This window comes from Amycolatopsis saalfeldensis (genome assembly GCF_900110575.1).
Lineage (GTDB): Bacteria > Actinomycetota > Actinomycetes > Mycobacteriales > Pseudonocardiaceae > Amycolatopsis > Amycolatopsis saalfeldensis.
Map to the genome: position 1 here is coordinate 580,098 of NZ_FOEF01000003.1, position 18,113 is coordinate 598,210.

An 18,113-nucleotide genomic window follows, 5' to 3' on the forward strand; every position below is an offset into this window, starting at 1 on the left:
ACCCAGAGTTTTCACTCACCGTCGAGGAGAAACCAGATGTCCGTGCACACCGGCCCGGCCCCGGCCGAGAGCGAACTCGGCAGGCGCACCGTCCGCAAGGTCGCGGTGCGGATCATGCCGATCATCGGCCTGCTCTACGTCTTCAACTACATGGACCGGGCCAACATCGGCTACGCCCAGCTCGGCATGGCGAAGGAGCTGACCATCACCGCCGCGACCTTCGGCGCCGCGTCCGCGATCTTCTTCCTGGCCTACGTCGTGTTCGAGATCCCCAGCAACATGGTGATGAAGAAGGTCGGCGCGCGGCTGTGGCTGAGCCGCATCGCGGTCAGCTGGGGCATCGTCACGGTGCTGACCGGGTTCGTCGCGAGCGTGACGCACCTGGTCATCGCGCGGATCCTGCTCGGCATCGCCGAAGCCGGGCTGTTCCCGGGGCTGCTGCTGTACCTGACCCTGTGGTTCCGCGGCAAGGAGCGCGGCCGCGCCATCGCCGCGCTCGCACTGGCCCAGCCGATCGCGCTGATCCTCGGCAGCCTCACCGGCGGCTGGATCCTCGACCACGTGCACTGGCTGAACCTGAGCAGCTGGCAGTGGGTGTTCGTGCTGCAGGGGGTGCCCGCGGTGCTGATCGGGGTCGTCACGTTCTTCTACCTGCCGGACCGGCCCGCCGGCGCGCGGTTCCTCACCGAGGAGGAGAGCGCCTGGCTGCAGGCCGAAATCGACCAGGAGTACGTGCCGGAGGAGAAGGAGACCTTCCTCGGCCAGCTGCGCGCGATCCGCGACGGCAAGGTGCTGCACCTGGCGTTCTCGAACCTGTTCATCGCCTGCGGCCTGTACGGGCTGACGTTTTTCCTGCCGCTGATCGTCAAGCAGCTGGACCCGGGCTACGCCTCGACCAACATCGGCCTGCTGGGCGCGATCCCGTACGTGGTGGGGGCGGTGGGCATGCTGCTGCTGGCCCGCAACTCCGACCGGACGGGCGAGCGCAAGGGACACGTGATCGTGCTGGTGCTCGTCGCCGCGGTCGGGTTCTTCGGCGCCATCCAGTTCAAGTCCGTGCCGGTGCTGTCGCTGATCAGCCTTTCGCTCGCGGCGATCGGCGTGCTCGGCTACCTCGCGCCGTACTGGGCGATGGCGTCGAAGGTGCTGTCGAAGGAGCACACCGCGGTCGGGCTGGCGGCGATCAACTCGATCGCCGCGCTGGGCGGGTTCTTCGGGCCTTACGCGATCGGGCTGGCCGCGACCGACACCGACGTGACGGTCGGGCTGTACTTCCCGATCGGCTGCCTGGTGCTGTCGGCGATCATGCTCGCCTTCCTCAAGGTGCCGCGTGAGGCCGGGACCCGCGGCGCGCGAAAGTAATTCAGGCTTTGACTTTCTCGCAGGGTCTGGCCCGGGTTAGGGTTCGGCATGCCCGAGTCACCCGCCGAGCTGGACTTCTGGTCGTTCGTCGCGCTCGCCAACCGGCGGCTGCACGAGGAGTACGGCTTCCGCCACCAGCTGGCCACCGAGGTGCTGCTCACCCTGAACCGCGCCTCGGACCTGGTCACCTACGACCTGGAGGCGGCCGTGCACCGGCCCCGCGGGCGGTCCTGGTCGGGCTTCCGGCTGCTGTTCGTGGTGTGGCTGGCCGGGCCGCTCGAGCCCAAGGAGGCGGCCCGGCTGACCGGCATGAGCCGCGCCGCCGTGTCGAACCTGGGCAAAACGCTCATCGCGGACGGCCTGCTGGACCGGACCCCGGTCGAGCACGACGGGCGCTCGGTGCGGCTTTCGCTGACCGAGGCCGGGCACGCCGAGATGGTCGAGGTGTTCCGCGAGCACAACGAGCGCGAGTTCAGCTGGACGAACGCGCTGACCGAAGCCGAGCAGCGCGTGCTGGTGATGCTGCTGGACAAGCTGATCACCAGCCGCGCGGAGTTCGACGCCCGCAGCCGGAGCTGACCCCTTCCGGTACCGCCCGCGCGGGGTTAGCCTGGGGTCCGGGTAGTTAATACTTTGATCAGTTGGTATTCACCGAGTGGGAAGGCGGCCATGGCCTACTACCGCAGCGCGGGCAGCATCCCGCCGAAGCGCCACACCCAGCACCGCACCCCCGAGGGCGGCCTGTACCGCGAGGAGCTGATGGGGGAGGAGGGCTTCTCCTCGGACTCGTCGCTGCTCTACCACCGCGGGGTGCCGTCGGCGATCGTCGACGCGACGCCGTGGGAGCTGCCGGACCAGACGCTCACCGAGAACCGCCCGCTGATCCCGCGCCACCTGAAGCTGCACACGCTCTTTTCCGGCCAGGACTGGAAAAGCGTCGACGCGGTGACCGGCCGCCGCCTGGTGCTGGGCAACGGTGACGTGCGGATCTCCTACGTCGCCGCCGGCGAGTCCTCACCGCTCTACCGCAACGCGATCGGCGACGAGTGCGTGTACGTCGAGTCCGGCGAGGCGCGCGTCGAGACGGTCTTCGGCGTGCTCACCGCGCGGCCGGGGGACTACGTGATCCTGCCCCGCGCGACCACCCACCGCTGGGTGCCGACCGGAACGGAACCGTTGCGCGCCTACGCGATCGAGGCGAACTCGCACATCGCGCCGCCCAAGCGCTACCTGTCGCGCTTCGGCCAGCTGCTGGAGCACTCGCCGTACTGCGAGCGCGATCTGCACGGCCCGTCCGAGCCGCTGGTGGCCGAGGACGGCGGAGACGTCGAGGTACTGGTGAAGCATCGCAGCACCCGGGGCATCACCGGCACGCGTTACGTCTACCCGACGCATCCGTTCGACGTGGTCGGCTGGGACGGCTGCCTGTACCCGTACACGTTCAACGTCGCCGACTTCGAGCCGATCACCGGGCGCGTGCACCAGCCGCCGCCCGTGCACCAGGTGTTCGAGGGTGCCAACTTCGTGATCTGCAACTTCGTGCCGCGCAAGGTGGACTACCACCCGCTGGCCGTGCCCGTGCCGTACTACCATTCCAATGTGGACTCCGACGAGGTGATGTTCTACTGCGGCGGGAACTACGAGGCGCGCAAGGGCTCCGGCATCGGGCAGGGCTCGATCAGCCTGCACCCGGGCGGGCACAGCCACGGCCCGCAGCCGGGCGCGGTCGAACGATCCCTCGGCGCCGAGTTCTTCGACGAGCTGGCCGTCATGGTCGACACCTTCCGCCCGCTGGACCTCGGCGAGGGCGGCCTGGCGAGCGAGGACTCCGCGTACGCCTGGACCTGGGCCGGCCGGGGCCCCGCGTGACCGGGCCGCTCCCGTCGCTCCCGCTGTTCGCCCTCGGCCTGCTCGACGACGCCGCGGTGTTCCCACCCGGCCTGGCCCCGCTGCCGGACGCGGTGGCGGCGCACCGCCGGCACGAGGCCGCCTGGTACGGCGCGCTGGTGGGGCCGTTGGTGATCGCGGGTTCCGCACTGGGTGAGCTGGCGGAGGTGCTGCGCGCGGACGCCGGTGCCGGAAGCACGTTGCGGCTCGCGCTGACCTTCCCCGGCGGGCCCGCGCGGGTCGCCGAAGCGCTGGAAGCGAGCGCCGAGCTGCCGGTTTCCTTGGAGGCGCTGGAAATCGCCGTCCCGGACGGGATGGAGCCGGGTGAGCTGCTTGCGGCACTTGCCACCGCGTTGCCCAAAGCGGTGACGCCGGAGGCCGTGCGGCCCGAGGTTTTCGTCGAGATCCCCCGTGACGCGCGGCGGGATCCGTTGCTCGCCGCGCTCGCGGGTACCCGGTACCGGGCGAAGTTCCGGACCGGCGGGGTGCGGGCGGAGCTCTACCCCGACGAGGCCGAGCTGGCCGCCGCCGTGCTCGCGGCGGTCGAAGCCGGAGTGCCGTTCAAGGCCACCGCGGGGCTGCACCACGCCCTGCGCAACACCGACCCGGACACCGGCTTCGAACAGCACGGCTTCCTCAACCTCCTGCTCGCCGCCGACGCGGCTGCTCGCGGCACCAAGGAGGACGCCGCCGACGGAGCGCGCGGGATCACTGCCACCCAAGCCGCCGCCGACGGAGCGCGCGGGATCGCGGGCACTCAAGCTGCCGCCGACGGAGCGCGCGGGATCACTGCCACCCAAGCCGCCGCCGAGCGCAGCGGCGCCGTCGAAGCCATCGTCCGGGGCTTGCTCGCGGAGCGGGATGGGGCTGTCGTCGCTGCGGGGGTGCGGGAGATGGGGCCGGAGCGGACCGCCGCGGCGCGGGCCCGGTTCATCTCGTTCGGCACCTGCAGTGTCACCGATCCGCTGACCGAGCTGGCCGGGTTCGGCCTGCTCACCGAACCCGGAGGAGCCGCATGACCGCGCTCGACATTCCCGCCGGCTCGCCGTTCGGGCCGGAGAACCTGCCCTACGGCGTCTTTTCCGTCGGCGGGGACGGCCCGCGCGTCGGGGTCCGGGTGGGTGATTCGGTGGTCGACCTGGCCGTGGCGCTCGGTTCCGGGGTGTTCGCCGCGCCGACGCTGAATCCGTTCATGGCCCAGGGTTTCGAGCGCTGGGTGGCGGTCCGCGAGCAGGTCACCGCGCTGATCGCCGGGGACGTCCCGGACCGCGCCGTCCACCCGGTCGCCGGCGTGCGGCTGCACCTGCCGTTCGAGGTCGCCGACTATGTGGACTTCTACGCCTCCGAGCACCACGCGTCGAACGTCGGCCGGTTGTTCCGGCCGGACGCCGAGCCGCTGCTGCCGAACTGGAAGCACCTGCCCGTCGGCTACCACGGCCGGGCCGGCACCGTGCTGGTGTCCGGCACGGACATCGTGCGCCCGAGCGGGCAGCGCAAGGCGCCCGGCGACGCGCTGCCGTCGTTCGGGCCCAGCACCCGGCTGGACATCGAGGCCGAGCTGGGTTTCGTCGTCGGCACCGGCACCCCGCTGAACACCCCGGTCCCGGTGGACGAGTTCGCCCGGCACGTCTTCGGCGCGGTCCTGCTCAACGACTGGTCCGCCCGCGACATCCAGGCGTGGGAGTACGTGCCGCTCGGCCCGAACCTCGGCAAGAGCTTCGCCACGTCGATCTCGCCGTGGGTCGTGCCGATCCTGGCGCTGGAGGCCGCGCGCGTCCCGCTGCCGGGCCAGACCGACCCGGAGCCGTTGCCCTACCTGCGCGAGAGCCGCTCGTGGGGACTCGACATCGACCTCGCCGTCGAGTGGAACGGCGAGGAGGTCAGCCGCCCGCCGTACCGCGAGATGTACTGGTCGCCCGCGCAGATGCTGGCCCACATGACGGTGAACGGCGCTTCGTCGCGCACCGGCGACCTCTACGGCTCCGGCACGATCTCGGGCCCCGCCAAGAACCAGCGAGGCGCCTTCCTGGAGCTGACCTGGGGCGGCCAGGAACCGGTCACGGTCAAGGGCGAGGAGCGGAGCTTCCTGCTCGACGGCGACGAGGTCGTCATCACCGCCACGGCCCCCGGCGCGAACGGCGGCCGCATCGGCTTCGGCGAGGTCCGCGGGCGGATTCTGCCTGCGCGGTAACGGCTTCTCAGCCGTCCTCGCCGCACGGGCGCGCGCACATGCCCCGCCACAGCAGGTCGGCCAGATCGGCGGCGAGGCCGCGCCACTCGCTCTCCGGGTTGAGGAACAGCATCCCGACCAGCCCGCGCAGCACCGTCTCCGGGGCCAGGCCCGGGCGGACGGTGCCGGCCTCGACGTTCGCCGCCAGCAGGGTGGCGACCGCGTCGACCATGGCGAGGTACGGGTCCATCGGCAGCTCGCCGCGCGACGCGGTGGCGGTGCGCAGGGCGTTGGCCAGGCCGCGTTTGGTCATCATGTAGTGCGCCACGTGATCGGTGGCCCAGAGCCGGAACGCCTGTTCCGGCGGGTGGGCTTCGAGCAGCCGCGGCACGATGTCCACGATCTGCTGCACCTCGCGCCGGTAGACCGCCAGGATCAGCGCCTCCGGGGTGGGGAAGTGCCGGTACACGGTGCCGACGCCCACTTCGGCCCGCTTCGCGATGGCGTTGAACGAGACCTCTTCCGACCGGGCCAGCGAGTCCGCCGCCACGGTGAGGATGCGCTCGTGGTTGCGCCGGGTGTCCGCACGCCGGGGGCTGACCGATCCGGTTGTCATCGTCCCTCCCGTTGCTCTCCGCCTCGCAGGGATGTTAGTGCAGGCAAGCACTTGACCTGGAGCAACTCAAGGGTGAGAAGGTTCATTGCGGAGCGGATTCCCATCCGATACCCTCGCGTCGAGGGGCCGAGCGGATAAATATCCGATCTGCGAGGGGCGATCTGCCCGACGTTCTGCGGGAAAGAGATGTAGTGGACATCGTACTCGAAGTCAATGGCGCGACCGAGCGCCTCAACGTCGATCCGGGCGTGACCCTGCTGGACGCGCTGCGGGAGCGGCTGTCGGTCACGGGCCCGAAGAAGGGGTGCGACCGCGGCCAGTGCGGCGCCTGCACGGTGCACGTCGGCGGCCGCCCGGTGCTCGCCTGCCTCACCCTCGCCGCCGCGGTCCGCCAGCCCGTGACCACGGTCGAAGCACTGTCCACGGAGGACGAGCTGCACCCGGTCCAGCAGGCCTTCCTCGACCAGGACGCGCTGCAGTGCGGGTTCTGCACGTCCGGCCAGCTCATGTCGGCGGTGGCCGCGGTGGAGACCGGCGTCGAAGACGTGCGGGAGTTCATGTCCGGCAACCTCTGCCGCTGCTCGGCGTACCCGAACATCGTCGCGGCGATCGAGCAGGCGAGGCGGGCCGATGCGTCCGTTTGAGCTGACTGCCCCCACCACGGTCGAAGACGCGCTCGCCGGGACCGGCACGTTCCTGGCCGGCGGCACCACGCTCGTCGACCTGATGAAGCTGAACGTGCTGACCCCGCAGCACGTCCTGGACATCAACCAGATCCCGTTGCTGGGCATCGAAACCGGCGACGGGCTGCGGTTCGGCGCCCTGGAGCGGATGGCCGACATCGCCGCACACCCCGGCGTCTACCCGGCGATTTCCCGGGCGCTGCTGCTGAGCGCTTCGCAGCAGATCCGGAACATGGCCAGCATCGGCGGGAACCTGCTGCAGCGCACCCGCTGCTCGTACTTCCGCGACGTCGCCATGCCGTGCAACAAGCGCGAGCCCGGCAGCGGCTGCCCGGCGATCTCCGGCGCCAACCGGATGCACGCCGTCCTCGGCACCAGCGACGCGTGCGTGGCCACCCACGCCAGTGACGTGGCGGTCGCGCTGGTCGCGCTCGACGCCGAGGTCGTGCTCGCCGGCGAAGACGGCACCCGCGTGGTGAAGCTGGCCGAGTTCTACCGCGAGCCGGGCGAGACCCCCGAGGTAGAGCACGACCTGCGCCCCGGCGAGCTGATCACCGAGGTCCGGGTGCCGCGGCTGGACTGGGCCGAGAACTCCACCTACGTCAAGGTGCGGGACCGGCAGTCCTACGAGTTCGCGCTGTGCTCCGCCGCGGTCGCGCTGGACATCCGGGACGGCCGGATCGCCGACGCCCGCGTGGCGGCCGGCGGCGTCGCGACCGTGCCGTGGCGGCTGCCCGGTGTGGAGGCCGCCCTGCGCGGCGCGCCGGTCACCCAGGAGGCTTTCGAGGCTGCTGCCGCGGTGGCCGCCGAGGGGGCGCGACCGTTGTCCGCCAACGGGTTCAAACCGTCACTGCTGCGCCGGACGATCGTCCGCGCGCTGCTCGAACTGACCGAGGGGAACCGCTGATGCTCACCCGGGTGGACGGACCGCTGAAGGTCACCGGCCGGGCCGGCTACGGGCTGGACCGCACCCTGCCCGGCATGGTCTACGGCTACGTCGTGGTCAGCACGATCGCCCACGGCGAGATCGAGGCCATGGACGTGACGGCGGCCAAGAGCGCGCCCGGGGTGGTCGGCGTGTACTCGCCGTTCGACCCGCTGGCCCTGCGCACCGCCAGCTCGCCGATGTTCGGCGAGACCTGGGTTCCGTTGCAGGACAAGGAAGTCACCTACTACGGCCAGCCGATCGGCTTCGTGGTGGCGGAGACCTTCGAGCAGGCCCGGGACGCGGCGATGCTGGTCCGCGTCTCGTACCGCCCGCGGCCGGCCCTGACCTCGCTGGCCGACGGCCTGGCCACGGCCGAGGACGCGCCGGAGTCGCGTGGGGTGCCCTCGTCGCTGGCCGTGCTCGCACCCGGCGTCGAGTCCATCGAGGACGCCCTGGCGGCGAGCCCGGTGGTCGTCGAGGCGACCTACTCCACCGCGACCCAGAACCACGCCGCGATGGAGCCGCACTCCGCGGTCGCGGTGTGGGAAGACGGCGTCATGACGGTGTACAGCGGGAACCAGGCCTCGCACCTGCACGCGCTGGAGCTGGCCAGCGCGCTGGAGCTGGAGCCGTCCGCAGTCCACTCGGTGAACCCGTTCGTGGGCGGGGCCTTCGGCGGCAAGGGCCGCACGGCCTCACCCGCGTTCCTGGCGGCCGCCGCGGCGCGGGCCCTCGGCCGCCCGGTCAAGGCCGCGCTCACCCGTGAGCAGGTGTTCACCGCGACCGCCGGCCGGGCCGCGACGGTGCAGAAGATCGCCCTCGGCGCGGAGCGCGACGGCACGCTGGTCGCGTTGCGCCACGACTCGTGGTGCAGCACCGACGCGCAGCGGTCGTTCGTCGAGCCGACCTCGCACGGCACGTCCCGCGAGTGGTACGCGACGCGGAACCTGGCCATCAGCCAGAAGATGGTGCCGCTGAACATCCCGCCGACCACGTTCATGCGCGCGCCGGGCGAGGCGCCCGGCTCGTTCGCGCTGGAGAGCGCGATCGACGAGCTGGCGGTCGCGCTGGAGATGGACCCGATCGAGCTGCGGCAGCGCAACAGCTCGACCGCGCCGCCCGGCAAGGACCTGCAGTGGTCGAGCAAGCACCTGGACGAGTGCTTCCGCGTCGGCGCGGCGCAGTTCGGCTGGACCGGCCGGCGGCCGGGCGGGCGCACCGAAGGCGACTGGCTGGTCGGCATGGGCGCGGCCACCGCGATGTTCCCCGCCCTGCGCTTCCCGGCCACGGTCGGGATCACGCTGCGCGACGACGACACGGCCGAGGTCGCGACCAGCGGCGCGGACCCGGGCACCGGCCTGCTGACCGTGCTTTCCTTGGTGGGGGCGGAATCCCTGGACATCGCGCCGGAGCGGATCGTCCCGCAGCTGGGTGATTCGAGGCTGCCGCCGGGCGGGCTCTCCGGTGGCTCGACCGCCACCGCGAGCGTGGGGACGGCGATCATGATCGCCGCGAACCAGGCGATCGACGAGCTGCTGGCGCTGGCGTCGGCGCCGGGCGCGCCGTTCGACGGGCAGGACGCGCTGTACGCGGACGGTCGCGTGCTGGCCGGCGGCCGGTCGATGACCTTCGGCGAGCTGCTACGGGCCCTGGACCTCCCGTCGTTGCACGTCACGGGTTCCTCGGCGCCGGGCGAGGAGCTGACCAAGCACTCGTTCAGCTCGTTCGGCGCGCAGTTCTGCGAGGTCCGCGTGCACAAGTGGACGCGCGAGGCCCGGGTCTCCCGGATGCTCGGCGTGTTCGACGGCGGCCGGATCATCAACGGGCAGGCCGCCCGCAGCCAGATCATGGGCGGCATGATCTGGGGCGTTTCGGCCGCGCTCCACGAGGGGCTGGAGATCGAGGAGAACGGCCGGCTGGCCAACGGCGATTTCGCCGGCTACCTGCTGCCGGTCAACGCGGACATCCCCGACATCGGCGTCCGCTTCGTCGAATACCTGGACACGCTGCACAACGCGGTCGGCGCCCGTGGCCTCGGCGAGATCGGCACCGTGGGCGTGGCGGCGGCGGTGGCGAACGCGATCGCCAACGCGACCGGCATCCGGGTCCGGCACATCCCGATCATGATCGAGGACCTGCTGCCCGAGGAGTGACCCCGGTGCGCGGAACCGGCCCGGTTCCGCGCACCGGTCGCCTCAAGCCTTCACCTCGGCGAACGGCCCGTCGCTCCCGAACGCGTGCGCGGCGAAGCGCTCGCCGATGCGGCGGTGGGCCGCGGTGTCCGGGTGGAGGCGGTCGGGCAGGGGCAGCTCGGCGAAGTCGGCCTCGCCGTAAAGGGTCAGACCGTCCAAATAGTACAGAGCGGCATCGTCGGCGGCGCGCTGCGCGACGATGCGGGCCAGCTCGTCCCGGATCACCTTGAGGGTCAGCTTCCCGGCCGCGCGCTCGGCCGGGTCCCCGGTGGCGGCGAACTGGAGCGTGCCGGAGCTGAAGTCGACCGCGCCCGGCCCGGGGGTGTCCTCGTGGATCGGGCAGAGGATGGGGGAGACGACCAGCAACGGCGTCTCCGGGTGGCCCTCGCGGATGGTGTCGAGGAAGCCGTGCACGGCCGGGCCGAACGCCCGCAGCCGCATCACGTCGGCGTTCACCAGGTTGATGCCGATCTTGACGCTGATCAGGTCCGCCGGGGTGTCCCGCAGGGTGCGGGCGGTGAACGGGTCGAGCATCGCGCTGCCGCCGAAGCCGAGGTTGACCAGGTCCACCCCGCCGAGCGACGAGGCCAGCGCGGTCCAGGTCGTGGCCGGGCTCGCGGCGTTGGAGCCGTGGCTGATCGAGCTGCCGTGGTGCAGCCAGACACGGCGGCCTCGGCGGGCCACGGCCTCGACCGGGGCGTCGGTCCGCAGCTGCGCCAGCTCGGTGATCTCGGTGTGCGGCAGCCAGATCTCGACGTCCTTGACCCGGCCGGGCAGGCCCTCGAACCGGACCGTGCCGACCGGTCCGTCCTGCGTCTCGGCGGTGCCGGTGGCCATGTCCAGCAGCAGGACCTTGCCGCCGGTGGTGCTCGCCTGACCGGCCGGCACGCCGTCGACGAGCAGGTCGTAGACGCCGTCCGGGCGCGGCGGGATGTCGCGGTAGCCGACCCGGGTGCGCAGCGTGTCCAGCTCGACGGCGGTGGCGGCGGTCCGGAACACCAGCCGGACCCCGGCGGGCTGGGCTTCGGCCATGGCCAGCTGCCCGTCGGACCACTGCGCGCGGGCCCAGGCCGGCAGCCGGTGCGGGGCCAGGCCGTGCGCGGTGGGCTCCAGCTCGAGGGCGCCGCGCACGAGGTCCGCGGTGACGGGGGTGGTGATCCAGCGGGTGGTCTCGGTCGCCCCGGTGGTCGCGGCGGAGCCGGGGGCGGGTGGAGAAGTCATGATCGGAGTCTGCCGACCGGGCCGGTGGTCCGCACTTCGTTTACCCGCCCGGCCGAGCGAGGAGTTCGCCCAACCTTCTCCAGTAGGTTGTGTGCCCGCCCCCCGCTGTGATGAGACTGGGCGCATGACCGACCTGAACCGACGCCGGTTCCTCCAGGTGGCGGGCGGCACCGCCGCCGCGTCCATGATGTCCGGCAGCATCGCCCGAGCCGCGGCCATCCCGGCGAACCACCGTACCCGCAGCCTGCAGGATGTCGAGCACGTTGTCGTGCTGATGCAGGAGAACCGCTCGTTCGACCACTATTTCGGCACCCTGCGCGGGGTCCGCGGCTTCGGCGACCCGCGCCCGGTCACGCTGCCCAGCGGCAAGCCGGTGTGGAATCAGCCGGACGGGGCCAAGGACGTGCTGCCGTTCCGGCCCGAGGTGAGCAACCTCGGGCTGCAGTTCGTCCAGGACCTGCCGCACGGCTGGAGCGACACCCACTCCGCGTGGAACGGCGGGAAGTACGACAACTGGGTGCCCGCCAAGGGCACCACCACGATGGCCCACATGACCCGCGACGACATCCCGTTCCACTACGCGCTGGCCGACGCGTTCACCATCTGCGACGCCTACCACTGCTCGATGATGGGGTCGACCGACCCGAACCGCTACTACATGTGGACCGGGTACACCGGCAACGACGGCGTCGGCGGCGGCCCGGTCCTCGGCAACGACGAAAAGGGCTACAGCTGGACGACCTACCCCGAGCGGCTGGAGCAGGCCGGGGTGTCGTGGAAGATCTACCAGGACGTCGGCGACGGCCTCGACGCCGCCGGCTCGTGGGGCTGGATCCCCGACGCCTACCGCGGCAACTACGGCGACAACTCGTTGCTGTACTTCAACCAGTACCGCAACGCCAAGGCGGGCGACCCGCTGTACGACAAGGCACGGACCGGGACGAACGCGAAGAACGGCGACGGCTTCTTCGACGTCTTCAAGGCCGACGTCAAGGCCGGGAAGCTGCCGAGCGTCTCGTGGGTGGTCGCGCCCGAGGCGTTCACCGAGCACCCGAACTGGCCCGCCAACTACGGCGCCTGGTACGTCTCGCAGGTGCTCGACGCGCTGACCGCCTCGCCCGAGGTGTGGAGCAAGACCGCGCTGTTCATCACCTACGACGAGAACGACGGGTTCTTCGACCACATCGTGCCGCCGTACCCGCCGGCCACCGCCGCGCAGGGCGGCTCGACGGTCGACACGAAGTACGAGATCAACGACTCGCTGCCGTACGGGCTGGGCCAGCGCGTGCCGATGCTGGTCGTTTCGCCGTGGAGCAAGGGCGGCCGGGTGTGCTCGGAGGTCTTCGACCACACCTCGATCCTGCGGTTCCTGGAACGCCGGTTCGGCGTGCGGGAGACCAACATCTCGACCTGGCGCCGCGCGATCACCGGCGACCTGACCTCGGCGTTCGACTTCTCCGGCACCGACCCCAAGGTGCCGAGCCTGCCCTCGACCGCCGCGTACGTCCCGCCGGACCACGACCGGCACCCGGACTACAAGCCGGTGCCGCCGGGCAACCCGGCCCTGCCGAAGCAGGAGCCCGGCCAGCGGCCCGCGCTGCCGCTGCCCTACGACCTGGCCGCCGACGGCACGGTCGACCAGGGCAAGCTGACGGTGAAGTTCGCCAGCCACGGCGCGGCCGGGGCGGTTTTCCACGTGACCTCGTCCACGGACAAGAACGGCCCGTGGAGTTACACGGCCGGCGCCGGGCAGCAGACCACCGGGAGCTGGGCGGTGTCCGGGAACTACGACTACACCGTGCACGGCCCGAACGGGTTCTTCCGCCAGTTCACCGGGCCGGGCGCCGGAGTCGAGGTCACCGCGGTCACCTCGCGTCGTGGCGGGGACCTCACGCTGGTGCTGACCAACAAGGGCACCGCCGCGGTCACGGTCGCGGTCCGCGCCGCCGCCGGGTATGGCTACGCCGGGCCCGAGACGCACCGCCTCCGCCCCGGCGCCCGGACGGAGCACACGGTCCGCACCGGCGCGACCGCGGGCTGGTACGACCTGACCGTCACGGCCGGGACCACGATCCGCCGTTTGGCGGGCCACGTGGAATGCGGGTCGCTGAGCCTCACCGACCCGGGCATCCGCAGCCACTGAGGTAGTGACCGTGCCGTCCTGTCCGGGACGGCACGGTCCTTTGTGGTCAGTGGGCTTCGCCGAGGAAGGCGAGCAGCGCCGCGGTCAGCTCGGCGGGCGCGTCCTCCTGGACGAGGTGGCCCGCGCCGGCGATGGGCTCCAGCCGCGCGCCGGGGATCCGGGCGACCAGCTCGGGTCCCTTCGCCGGCGGGATCCAGGTGTCGTCCTGGCCCCAGCAGACGAGCACCGGGATCGCGAGTTCGCCGTACCGGTCCTGCACTTCGTCGGTGAAGCGCTGGTCGGCTTGGGCGATCTGCCGGTAGAAGGCGGGTTGGCCGGTTTCACCGAGCCAGGGCGCGACGAGCCGGTCGAGGACCGCCGGGTGCAGGCCGGCGCTGCTCGCGGAGCCGACGTACTCGCGCACCAGCGCGCCGTGCAGCGCGGGCGGCAGCTGCTCGAAGACCTCGGCGTGCTGCCCGACGAGCCGGAAGAACGGCGAGCCCCACGGCGCGAGCGCGACCGGGTCGACCAGCGCGAGCGCGCGGTAATCGGCGCCGTGCAGCAGATGCGCCCGCAGCGAGACGGCCCCGCCGAAGTCGTGCGCGACAACCAGCGGCCGGTCGAGCCCCCAGTGCGCCAGCAGCTCGGTGAAGACCCGGCCCTGGGCCGCGAGCGAGACGTCCTGGCCGGCGGCCTGCTCCGAAGCCCCGTACCCGGGCATGTCCCAGACGAACACGTGATGCCGCCGGGCGAGCGACCGCGCCACCGCCCGCCAGACGTAGGATGAAAACGGTGTCCCGTGCACCAGGACGACCGGGTCCTGCCCACGCGGCCCCAGCTCGGCCCACCGGACTTCGCCGGCGCTGCTGGGAAAGGTCTCGGGCAGCTGCCATTCGCTCACGGACGCGGTTCCTCTCACGTAGTGGGTCGGACGGTGCGAGTCCCAACAGTAAGACTGGGGCGCCGGGAGCCGCCCCGCCGGTTCACGCTTCAGAACCGAGGCAGACGCCGACGCAGGGTGAATGAGGCCACGGTCGCACAAGCTACGGTCAGCGCTGCGGTCACAAATACTGCGACCAGGGCCGTGGTGCTCAGGGGAGTCGTGTTGCCTCTGCCGCCGGACACCGCGAGCACGATGAGGCAGCCGAAAATATCGACCACTATCGCGCACAGCCACATGGCGAGCAGGAGTGTGCGCACACCGTTCGGCAGTGGCTGACGGGCCGCGATGCGGGAGCTGGTGAGTGCTCCGATCCCGGAAAGCAGCAGCGCGAACGCGCCGGCGCCGAGAAAGATCAGTCCGAAGTAGAACAGCGGGTGCGTGCCGCTTGGCGACGCCAACCCGAGCCACGCAAGTGCTATCCACGCCAAGGCGGTCACTATCACCGCAGCCGCGCCCGCTGCCCGCGAGGCTGCGGCTACCTCGCCAGGCCGGACTTGCCCTGTATGGCGGCCGCACCGGCGACGGCCGCGATCGCGGCCGGGCCCCCCTTGCTTCGGGCCAGTGCTCTTGCCACAACCGCTTTCTACAGCTCGATCCGGGTCCCCATCACCACGGTCCGGTCGACCGGCAGGCGGAACGAGGCGGCTTGGGACGCGGCGTTGTGGGCCAGGCCGATGAACAGCCGCTTCTGCCACGTGGGCATGCCGCCCGGCGGGCCGGGCTCGATGGTGACCCTGGAGAGGAAGTAGAACGCGCTGTCCAGGTCGGTCTCCAGCTCGCTGGTGAGCATGAACGCGTCGCGCAGGGCGGCGGGGATGTCGGCGTCGTCGGAGAAGCCGAAGCGGACCGACAGGTGCACGATGCCGTCGTCGGCGTGGGAGAGGGAGTCGACGGCGAGGCGATCGTTGCGCGACACGTGCGGCACGCTCTCGAAGATCACCGAGACGATCACGACGTGCTCGTGGACGGCGCCGTTGAACTCGACGTTGGCGCGCAACGCCAGCGGCACCGTCTCCTTGGTCGGGTGCGGGAACACCGCCGTGCCGGGTACCCGCGTCGGCGGGTTCTCGTGGAGCTGGTCGACGAAGTCCGACAGCTTGCCCTCGGTTTCGGTGCGCCGGTCGGTGATCAGGCGGCGCCCGCGCTGCCAGACCAGCATGATCGTGACGGCCGTCCCGCCCAGCAGCAGCGGCAGCCAGCCGCCGTGCACGACCTTGGTCAGGTTGGCCGCGAAGAAGATCAGCTCGACACCGCCGAAGACGACGGCCACCAGCGTCAGCTGCCATCGCGGCCAGTGCCACACGGAGGCGGCCAGGATCAGGAACAGCGCGGTGGTCAGCAGCAGCGTGCCGGTCACGGCCACCCCGTAGGCGGTGGCCAGCGAAGCCGACGAGCCGAACGTGGCCATCAGGACCAGCACCGCGCCCATCAGGATCCAGTTCACCCCGGGCACGTAGATCTGGCCGCTCTCCTCCTTGGAGGTGTGCCGGACGGTCAGGTGCGGCAGGAAGCCCAGCCGGATCGCCTGCCGGGTCACCGAGAACGCGCCGGAGATGACCGCCTGGGACGCGATCACGGTGGCGAAGGTGGCCAGCACGACCATCGGGATCTGCGCCCAGCTCGGGACGAGCAGGTAGAACGGGTTCTTCACGGAGCCGGGCTCGCCGAGGATCAGCGCGCCCTGGCCGAGGTAGTTCAGGATCAGCGCGGGGAACACGACGGCGAACCAGGCCCGGCGGATCGGCGGCCGGCCGAAGTGCCCCATGTCGGCGTACAGCGCTTCGGCGCCGGTGATCGACAGCACCACGGCGCCCATCGCGATGAAGGCGATGTACGGGTGATCGAAGAAGAAGCCCGCCGCGTACGTGGGGGAGAGGCTCCGCAGGATCCCCGGCCGCTCGAAGATGTGCGGCAGGCCGAGCACCGCCAGCGCCAGGAACCACAGCAGCATCACCGGCCCGAACAGCCGGCCCACCCGGTGGGTGCCGAACCGCTGCGCGAGGAACAGCACGATCAGGATGACCGCGCCGATGGGCAGGATGGACCCGCTGATGCTGGGGGCGACGACGTCGATGCCCTCCACCGCGGACAGCACGGAGATCGCGGGGGTGATGACGCTGTCGCCGAAGAACAGCGACGCGCCGATCACCCCCAGCATCGTGGCCACCGCGACCAGCCGCTTCCGGTCCGAGATCTGCCGCCGGATGAGCGCGGCCAGCGCCAGGATGCCGCCCTCGCCGTCGTTGTCGGCGCGCATCACGAAGAGCACGTACTTCACCGAGACGACGACCAGGATCGACCAGAACACCAGCGACAGCACGCCGTAGACGTCGTCGGGCACCGGCTTCACCGCGCCGTTGTCGATCGAGAACACGGTCTGCAACGCGTACAGCGGGCTGGTGCCGATGTCCCCGAACACCACCCCGAGCGCGCCCAGGGCCAGTGCCGCGCCCGCGGACCGCCGCGGGTGCCCGGCGCCGTGGGCGGACGGCTTCGCTTCGTTCTGCTCAGAGCTCACCGGGTCAGTCTGCCCGGCCCGGCCGCCCCGGTCGCGCCGGCACCGCCGCGCGTCAGCCGGTGTTCACCTCCCGGGTGGTTCAGGTGGCGGCGACCAGGAAGTCTTCGCCGCTGGACGGGCGGAGGCCGTCGGGGCGGCCGGCGAAGTAGCGTTCGGACAGTGCGGTTCCGGGAACGTGCCGGATGTCCGTGAAGCCCGTTTCCCGGGCCATTTCCAGCATTTCCCGCGGTGGGTACAGGCTGACGAACGGCGTGCCGGAGGCCTTCGCACCGGTCCGGACCGTCTTGAGCCCCGGGCGGTCGGCCTCGTCGAGCAGCTCGGGCGGCAGCAGGAACGTCATGGCCACAGTGGACCCGGCGGCGAGCCGGGCGAGCTGTCGCAGCGTCGCCCGGGTGGTCTCTTTCGCGAGGTACATGCTGACGCCGGTCGAGGCGACGACCGCGGGCTCGGCCGGGTCGAAGCCCGCCGCGACCAGCCGGTCCCACCAGGACTGCCCGGATTCGAAGTCGACCGGCACCAGGCGCAGCGAATCGGGCACCGGGTGGCCGAGTTCGAGCAGCCGCCGCCGTTTCCACGCCTGGGTGCCGGGCTGGTCGATCTCGAACACCCGCAGCCGCGCGGCCAGGTCCGGCCGGCGCTGGACGAAGGTGTCCAGTCCCGCGCCCAGCAGCACGTACTGGCCGACGCTGCGCCCGGCCTGCTCGGCGACGAGGTCTTCGACGAACCGCGCGCGGGACACCACCCCGGCCCGGAACGGCCGGGTGCCGTCCGGGTCCATGTCGGGCCGCCGTCGCCAGCCCTCGCCGGGATCGGCGAGCCGCAGGGCGAAATCGTCCTCGAAGACGTGCGGTGGCGCGTCGGCTTCCAGGTGCAGCGCCCGCCAGAGCGCGACGCGCACGGCGGTGTGGTCCGGCTCGGTGTCCATAGTGTCCACTGTGGTCGCTTCGCCGGTCACTTCGATCCCGGTGCCTGCAGGACCCAGATCCGCCCGTCGGGATCGCGGACGGCCATTTCCCTGGTGCCGTAATGGGTTTCCTCGAACGGGGCGACGACCTCGAGCGCGGGATCCGGTTCGAACGCGTCGGCGTCGGGCACCGTCAGCACGAGCCGCGACCGGGTATCCTGGTCCTCGGGCACCTCGACGATGAACACCCGCGGCCCGTCGCCGCCCCGCAGCTGACCCGAGTTGTGGTCGGTTTCGAAATCCAGCTCGAAACCCAGTGCCTGGAGGAACTTCGCCGCCTTGCCCCAGTTGTGGGTCTCCAGGAACACGGCTTCGATCCCTTGAGTGGTCATGATGGTTCCTTCCCCGGTGGACGCTGTTCGCTGGGCTCGTCGAGGTAGGCGCGCAGCGCGTCCGCGACCAGTGCCGAGAGGGACGAGCCCGTCTCGATGGCGCGGAACTTCACCTGCTTGATCAACCCGACCGGCAGGTACACGTTGAACTGCTTGACGTCCTCTTCGGCCACCG

The 18,113-nt window shown here is 71.4% G+C and carries 17 protein-coding genes; 9 read left to right on the forward strand and 8 right to left on the reverse strand.

Annotation, left to right across the window (positions count from 1 at the left end):
• Positions 1-36: 36 nt before the first annotated feature.
• The 5 genes from BMY97_RS10290 to fahA all read left to right on the forward strand — a co-directional run bounded on the left by BMY97_RS10290 (position 37) and on the right by fahA (position 5,440).
• Positions 37-1,362 (forward strand): MFS transporter, encoded by a 1,326-nt coding sequence (locus tag BMY97_RS10290; protein ID WP_091615915.1) that lies wholly within the window; start codon positions 37-39, stop codon positions 1,360-1,362.
• A 48-nt stretch (positions 1,363-1,410) separates the two neighbouring features.
• Positions 1,411-1,941 (forward strand): MarR family winged helix-turn-helix transcriptional regulator, encoded by a 531-nt coding sequence (locus BMY97_RS10295; protein ID WP_091615917.1) that lies wholly within the window; start codon positions 1,411-1,413, stop codon positions 1,939-1,941.
• A gap of 90 nt (positions 1,942-2,031) precedes the next feature.
• Positions 2,032-3,231 carry a homogentisate 1,2-dioxygenase gene (locus tag BMY97_RS10300; RefSeq protein ID WP_091615920.1) on the forward strand — a complete coding sequence of 400 codons (1,200 nt, stop codon included), beginning with the start codon at positions 2,032-2,034 and terminating at the stop codon, positions 3,229-3,231.
• Positions 3,228-4,268, forward strand: coding sequence for a hypothetical protein (locus BMY97_RS10305; RefSeq protein ID WP_143086170.1), 1,041 nt, complete (start codon positions 3,228-3,230; stop codon positions 4,266-4,268). The genes BMY97_RS10300 and BMY97_RS10305 overlap by 4 nt, the downstream gene beginning before the upstream one ends.
• Positions 4,265-5,440, forward strand: coding sequence for a fumarylacetoacetase (gene fahA, locus BMY97_RS10310; RefSeq protein ID WP_091615923.1), 1,176 nt, complete (start codon positions 4,265-4,267; stop codon positions 5,438-5,440). Before BMY97_RS10305 ends, fahA begins: the two co-directional genes overlap by 4 nt.
• A gap of 7 nt (positions 5,441-5,447) precedes the next feature.
• Here fahA and BMY97_RS10315 read toward each other — a convergent pair whose 3' ends face one another.
• Complete coding sequence (locus BMY97_RS10315) at positions 5,448-6,035, reverse strand: TetR/AcrR family transcriptional regulator (RefSeq protein WP_091615926.1); 588 nt, start codon at positions 6,033-6,035, stop codon at positions 5,448-5,450.
• 191 nt (positions 6,036-6,226) lie between these two features.
• Between BMY97_RS10315 and BMY97_RS10320 the strand changes: the two genes are divergently transcribed.
• From BMY97_RS10320 to BMY97_RS10330, 3 genes are read left to right on the forward strand one after another with little or no spacing between them, the layout of a single operon-like run.
• A complete protein-coding gene (locus BMY97_RS10320; RefSeq protein ID WP_091615929.1) occupies positions 6,227-6,679 on the forward strand; it encodes a (2Fe-2S)-binding protein in 453 nt (150 codons plus the stop codon).
• Positions 6,666-7,625: an FAD binding domain-containing protein gene (locus tag BMY97_RS10325; protein WP_091615931.1), complete on the forward strand. Its 960-nt coding sequence runs from the start codon at positions 6,666-6,668 to the stop codon at positions 7,623-7,625. Before BMY97_RS10320 ends, BMY97_RS10325 begins: the two co-directional genes overlap by 14 nt.
• The gene (locus BMY97_RS10330) at positions 7,625-9,799 is read left to right on the forward strand and encodes a xanthine dehydrogenase family protein molybdopterin-binding subunit (protein ID WP_091615934.1); all 2,175 of its coding nucleotides are present in this window, start codon (positions 7,625-7,627) and stop codon (positions 9,797-9,799) included. Before BMY97_RS10325 ends, BMY97_RS10330 begins: the two co-directional genes overlap by 1 nt.
• Before the next feature lie 42 nt (positions 9,800-9,841).
• On the opposite strand, the gene BMY97_RS10335 is transcribed toward BMY97_RS10330, so the two are convergent.
• On the reverse strand, positions 9,842-11,059 hold the full coding sequence (locus BMY97_RS10335; RefSeq protein ID WP_091615937.1) for a GDSL-type esterase/lipase family protein: 1,218 nt from the start codon (positions 11,057-11,059) through the stop codon (positions 9,842-9,844).
• 124 nt (positions 11,060-11,183) lie between these two features.
• On the opposite strand from BMY97_RS10335, the gene BMY97_RS10340 reads away from it, so the two are divergent.
• Complete coding sequence (locus tag BMY97_RS10340; protein WP_091615940.1) at positions 11,184-13,202, forward strand: phosphocholine-specific phospholipase C; 2,019 nt, start codon at positions 11,184-11,186, stop codon at positions 13,200-13,202.
• A 46-nt stretch (positions 13,203-13,248) separates the two neighbouring features.
• Here BMY97_RS10340 and BMY97_RS10345 read toward each other — a convergent pair whose 3' ends face one another.
• From BMY97_RS10345 to BMY97_RS10370, 6 genes are all read right to left on the reverse strand, one after another.
• Positions 13,249-14,082 carry an alpha/beta fold hydrolase gene (locus tag BMY97_RS10345; RefSeq protein ID WP_091615942.1) on the reverse strand — a complete coding sequence of 278 codons (834 nt, stop codon included), beginning with the start codon at positions 14,080-14,082 and terminating at the stop codon, positions 13,249-13,251.
• 89 nt (positions 14,083-14,171) lie between these two features.
• Positions 14,172-14,561, reverse strand: a complete 390-nt coding sequence (locus BMY97_RS10350) for a hypothetical protein (protein WP_245787247.1) — start codon at positions 14,559-14,561, stop codon at positions 14,172-14,174.
• 146 nt (positions 14,562-14,707) lie between these two features.
• The gene (locus BMY97_RS10355; RefSeq protein WP_091615947.1) at positions 14,708-16,642 is read right to left on the reverse strand and encodes a potassium transporter Kup; all 1,935 of its coding nucleotides are present in this window, start codon (positions 16,640-16,642) and stop codon (positions 14,708-14,710) included.
• 79 nt (positions 16,643-16,721) lie between these two features.
• Positions 16,722-17,567, reverse strand: coding sequence for a class I SAM-dependent methyltransferase (locus BMY97_RS10360; RefSeq protein ID WP_091615951.1), 846 nt, complete (start codon positions 17,565-17,567; stop codon positions 16,722-16,724).
• 26 nt (positions 17,568-17,593) lie between these two features.
• Positions 17,594-17,938 carry a VOC family protein gene (locus BMY97_RS10365; protein ID WP_091615953.1) on the reverse strand — a complete coding sequence of 115 codons (345 nt, stop codon included), beginning with the start codon at positions 17,936-17,938 and terminating at the stop codon, positions 17,594-17,596.
• Positions 17,935-18,111, reverse strand: a complete 177-nt coding sequence (locus BMY97_RS10370) for a ribbon-helix-helix protein, CopG family (protein ID WP_091615958.1) — start codon at positions 18,109-18,111, stop codon at positions 17,935-17,937. Before BMY97_RS10370 ends, BMY97_RS10365 begins: the two co-directional genes overlap by 4 nt.
• Positions 18,112-18,113: the final 2 nt, after the last annotated feature.

What these genes read in the sequence shown, in the direction of transcription:
- BMY97_RS10360 (WP_091615951.1), bottom strand. Translation starts at nt 17,567, where the DNA reads ATGGACACCGAGCCGGACCACACCGCCGTGCGCGTCGCGCTCTGGCGG.
- fahA (WP_091615923.1), top strand. Translation starts at nt 4,265, where the DNA reads ATGACCGCGCTCGACATTCCCGCCGGCTCGCCGTTCGGGCCGGAGAAC.
- BMY97_RS10300 (WP_091615920.1), top strand. Translation starts at nt 2,032, where the DNA reads ATGGCCTACTACCGCAGCGCGGGCAGCATCCCGCCGAAGCGCCACACC.
- BMY97_RS10340 (WP_091615940.1), top strand. Translation starts at nt 11,184, where the DNA reads ATGACCGACCTGAACCGACGCCGGTTCCTCCAGGTGGCGGGCGGCACC.
- BMY97_RS10295 (WP_091615917.1), top strand. Translation starts at nt 1,411, where the DNA reads ATGCCCGAGTCACCCGCCGAGCTGGACTTCTGGTCGTTCGTCGCGCTC.
- BMY97_RS10335 (WP_091615937.1), bottom strand. Translation starts at nt 11,059, where the DNA reads ATGACTTCTCCACCCGCCCCCGGCTCCGCCGCGACCACCGGGGCGACC.
- BMY97_RS10290 (WP_091615915.1), top strand. Translation starts at nt 37, where the DNA reads ATGTCCGTGCACACCGGCCCGGCCCCGGCCGAGAGCGAACTCGGCAGG.
- BMY97_RS10365 (WP_091615953.1), bottom strand. Translation starts at nt 17,938, where the DNA reads ATGACCACTCAAGGGATCGAAGCCGTGTTCCTGGAGACCCACAACTGG.
- BMY97_RS10325 (WP_091615931.1), top strand. Translation starts at nt 6,666, where the DNA reads ATGCGTCCGTTTGAGCTGACTGCCCCCACCACGGTCGAAGACGCGCTC.
- BMY97_RS10315 (WP_091615926.1), bottom strand. Translation starts at nt 6,035, where the DNA reads ATGACAACCGGATCGGTCAGCCCCCGGCGTGCGGACACCCGGCGCAAC.
- BMY97_RS10330 (WP_091615934.1), top strand. Translation starts at nt 7,625, where the DNA reads ATGCTCACCCGGGTGGACGGACCGCTGAAGGTCACCGGCCGGGCCGGC.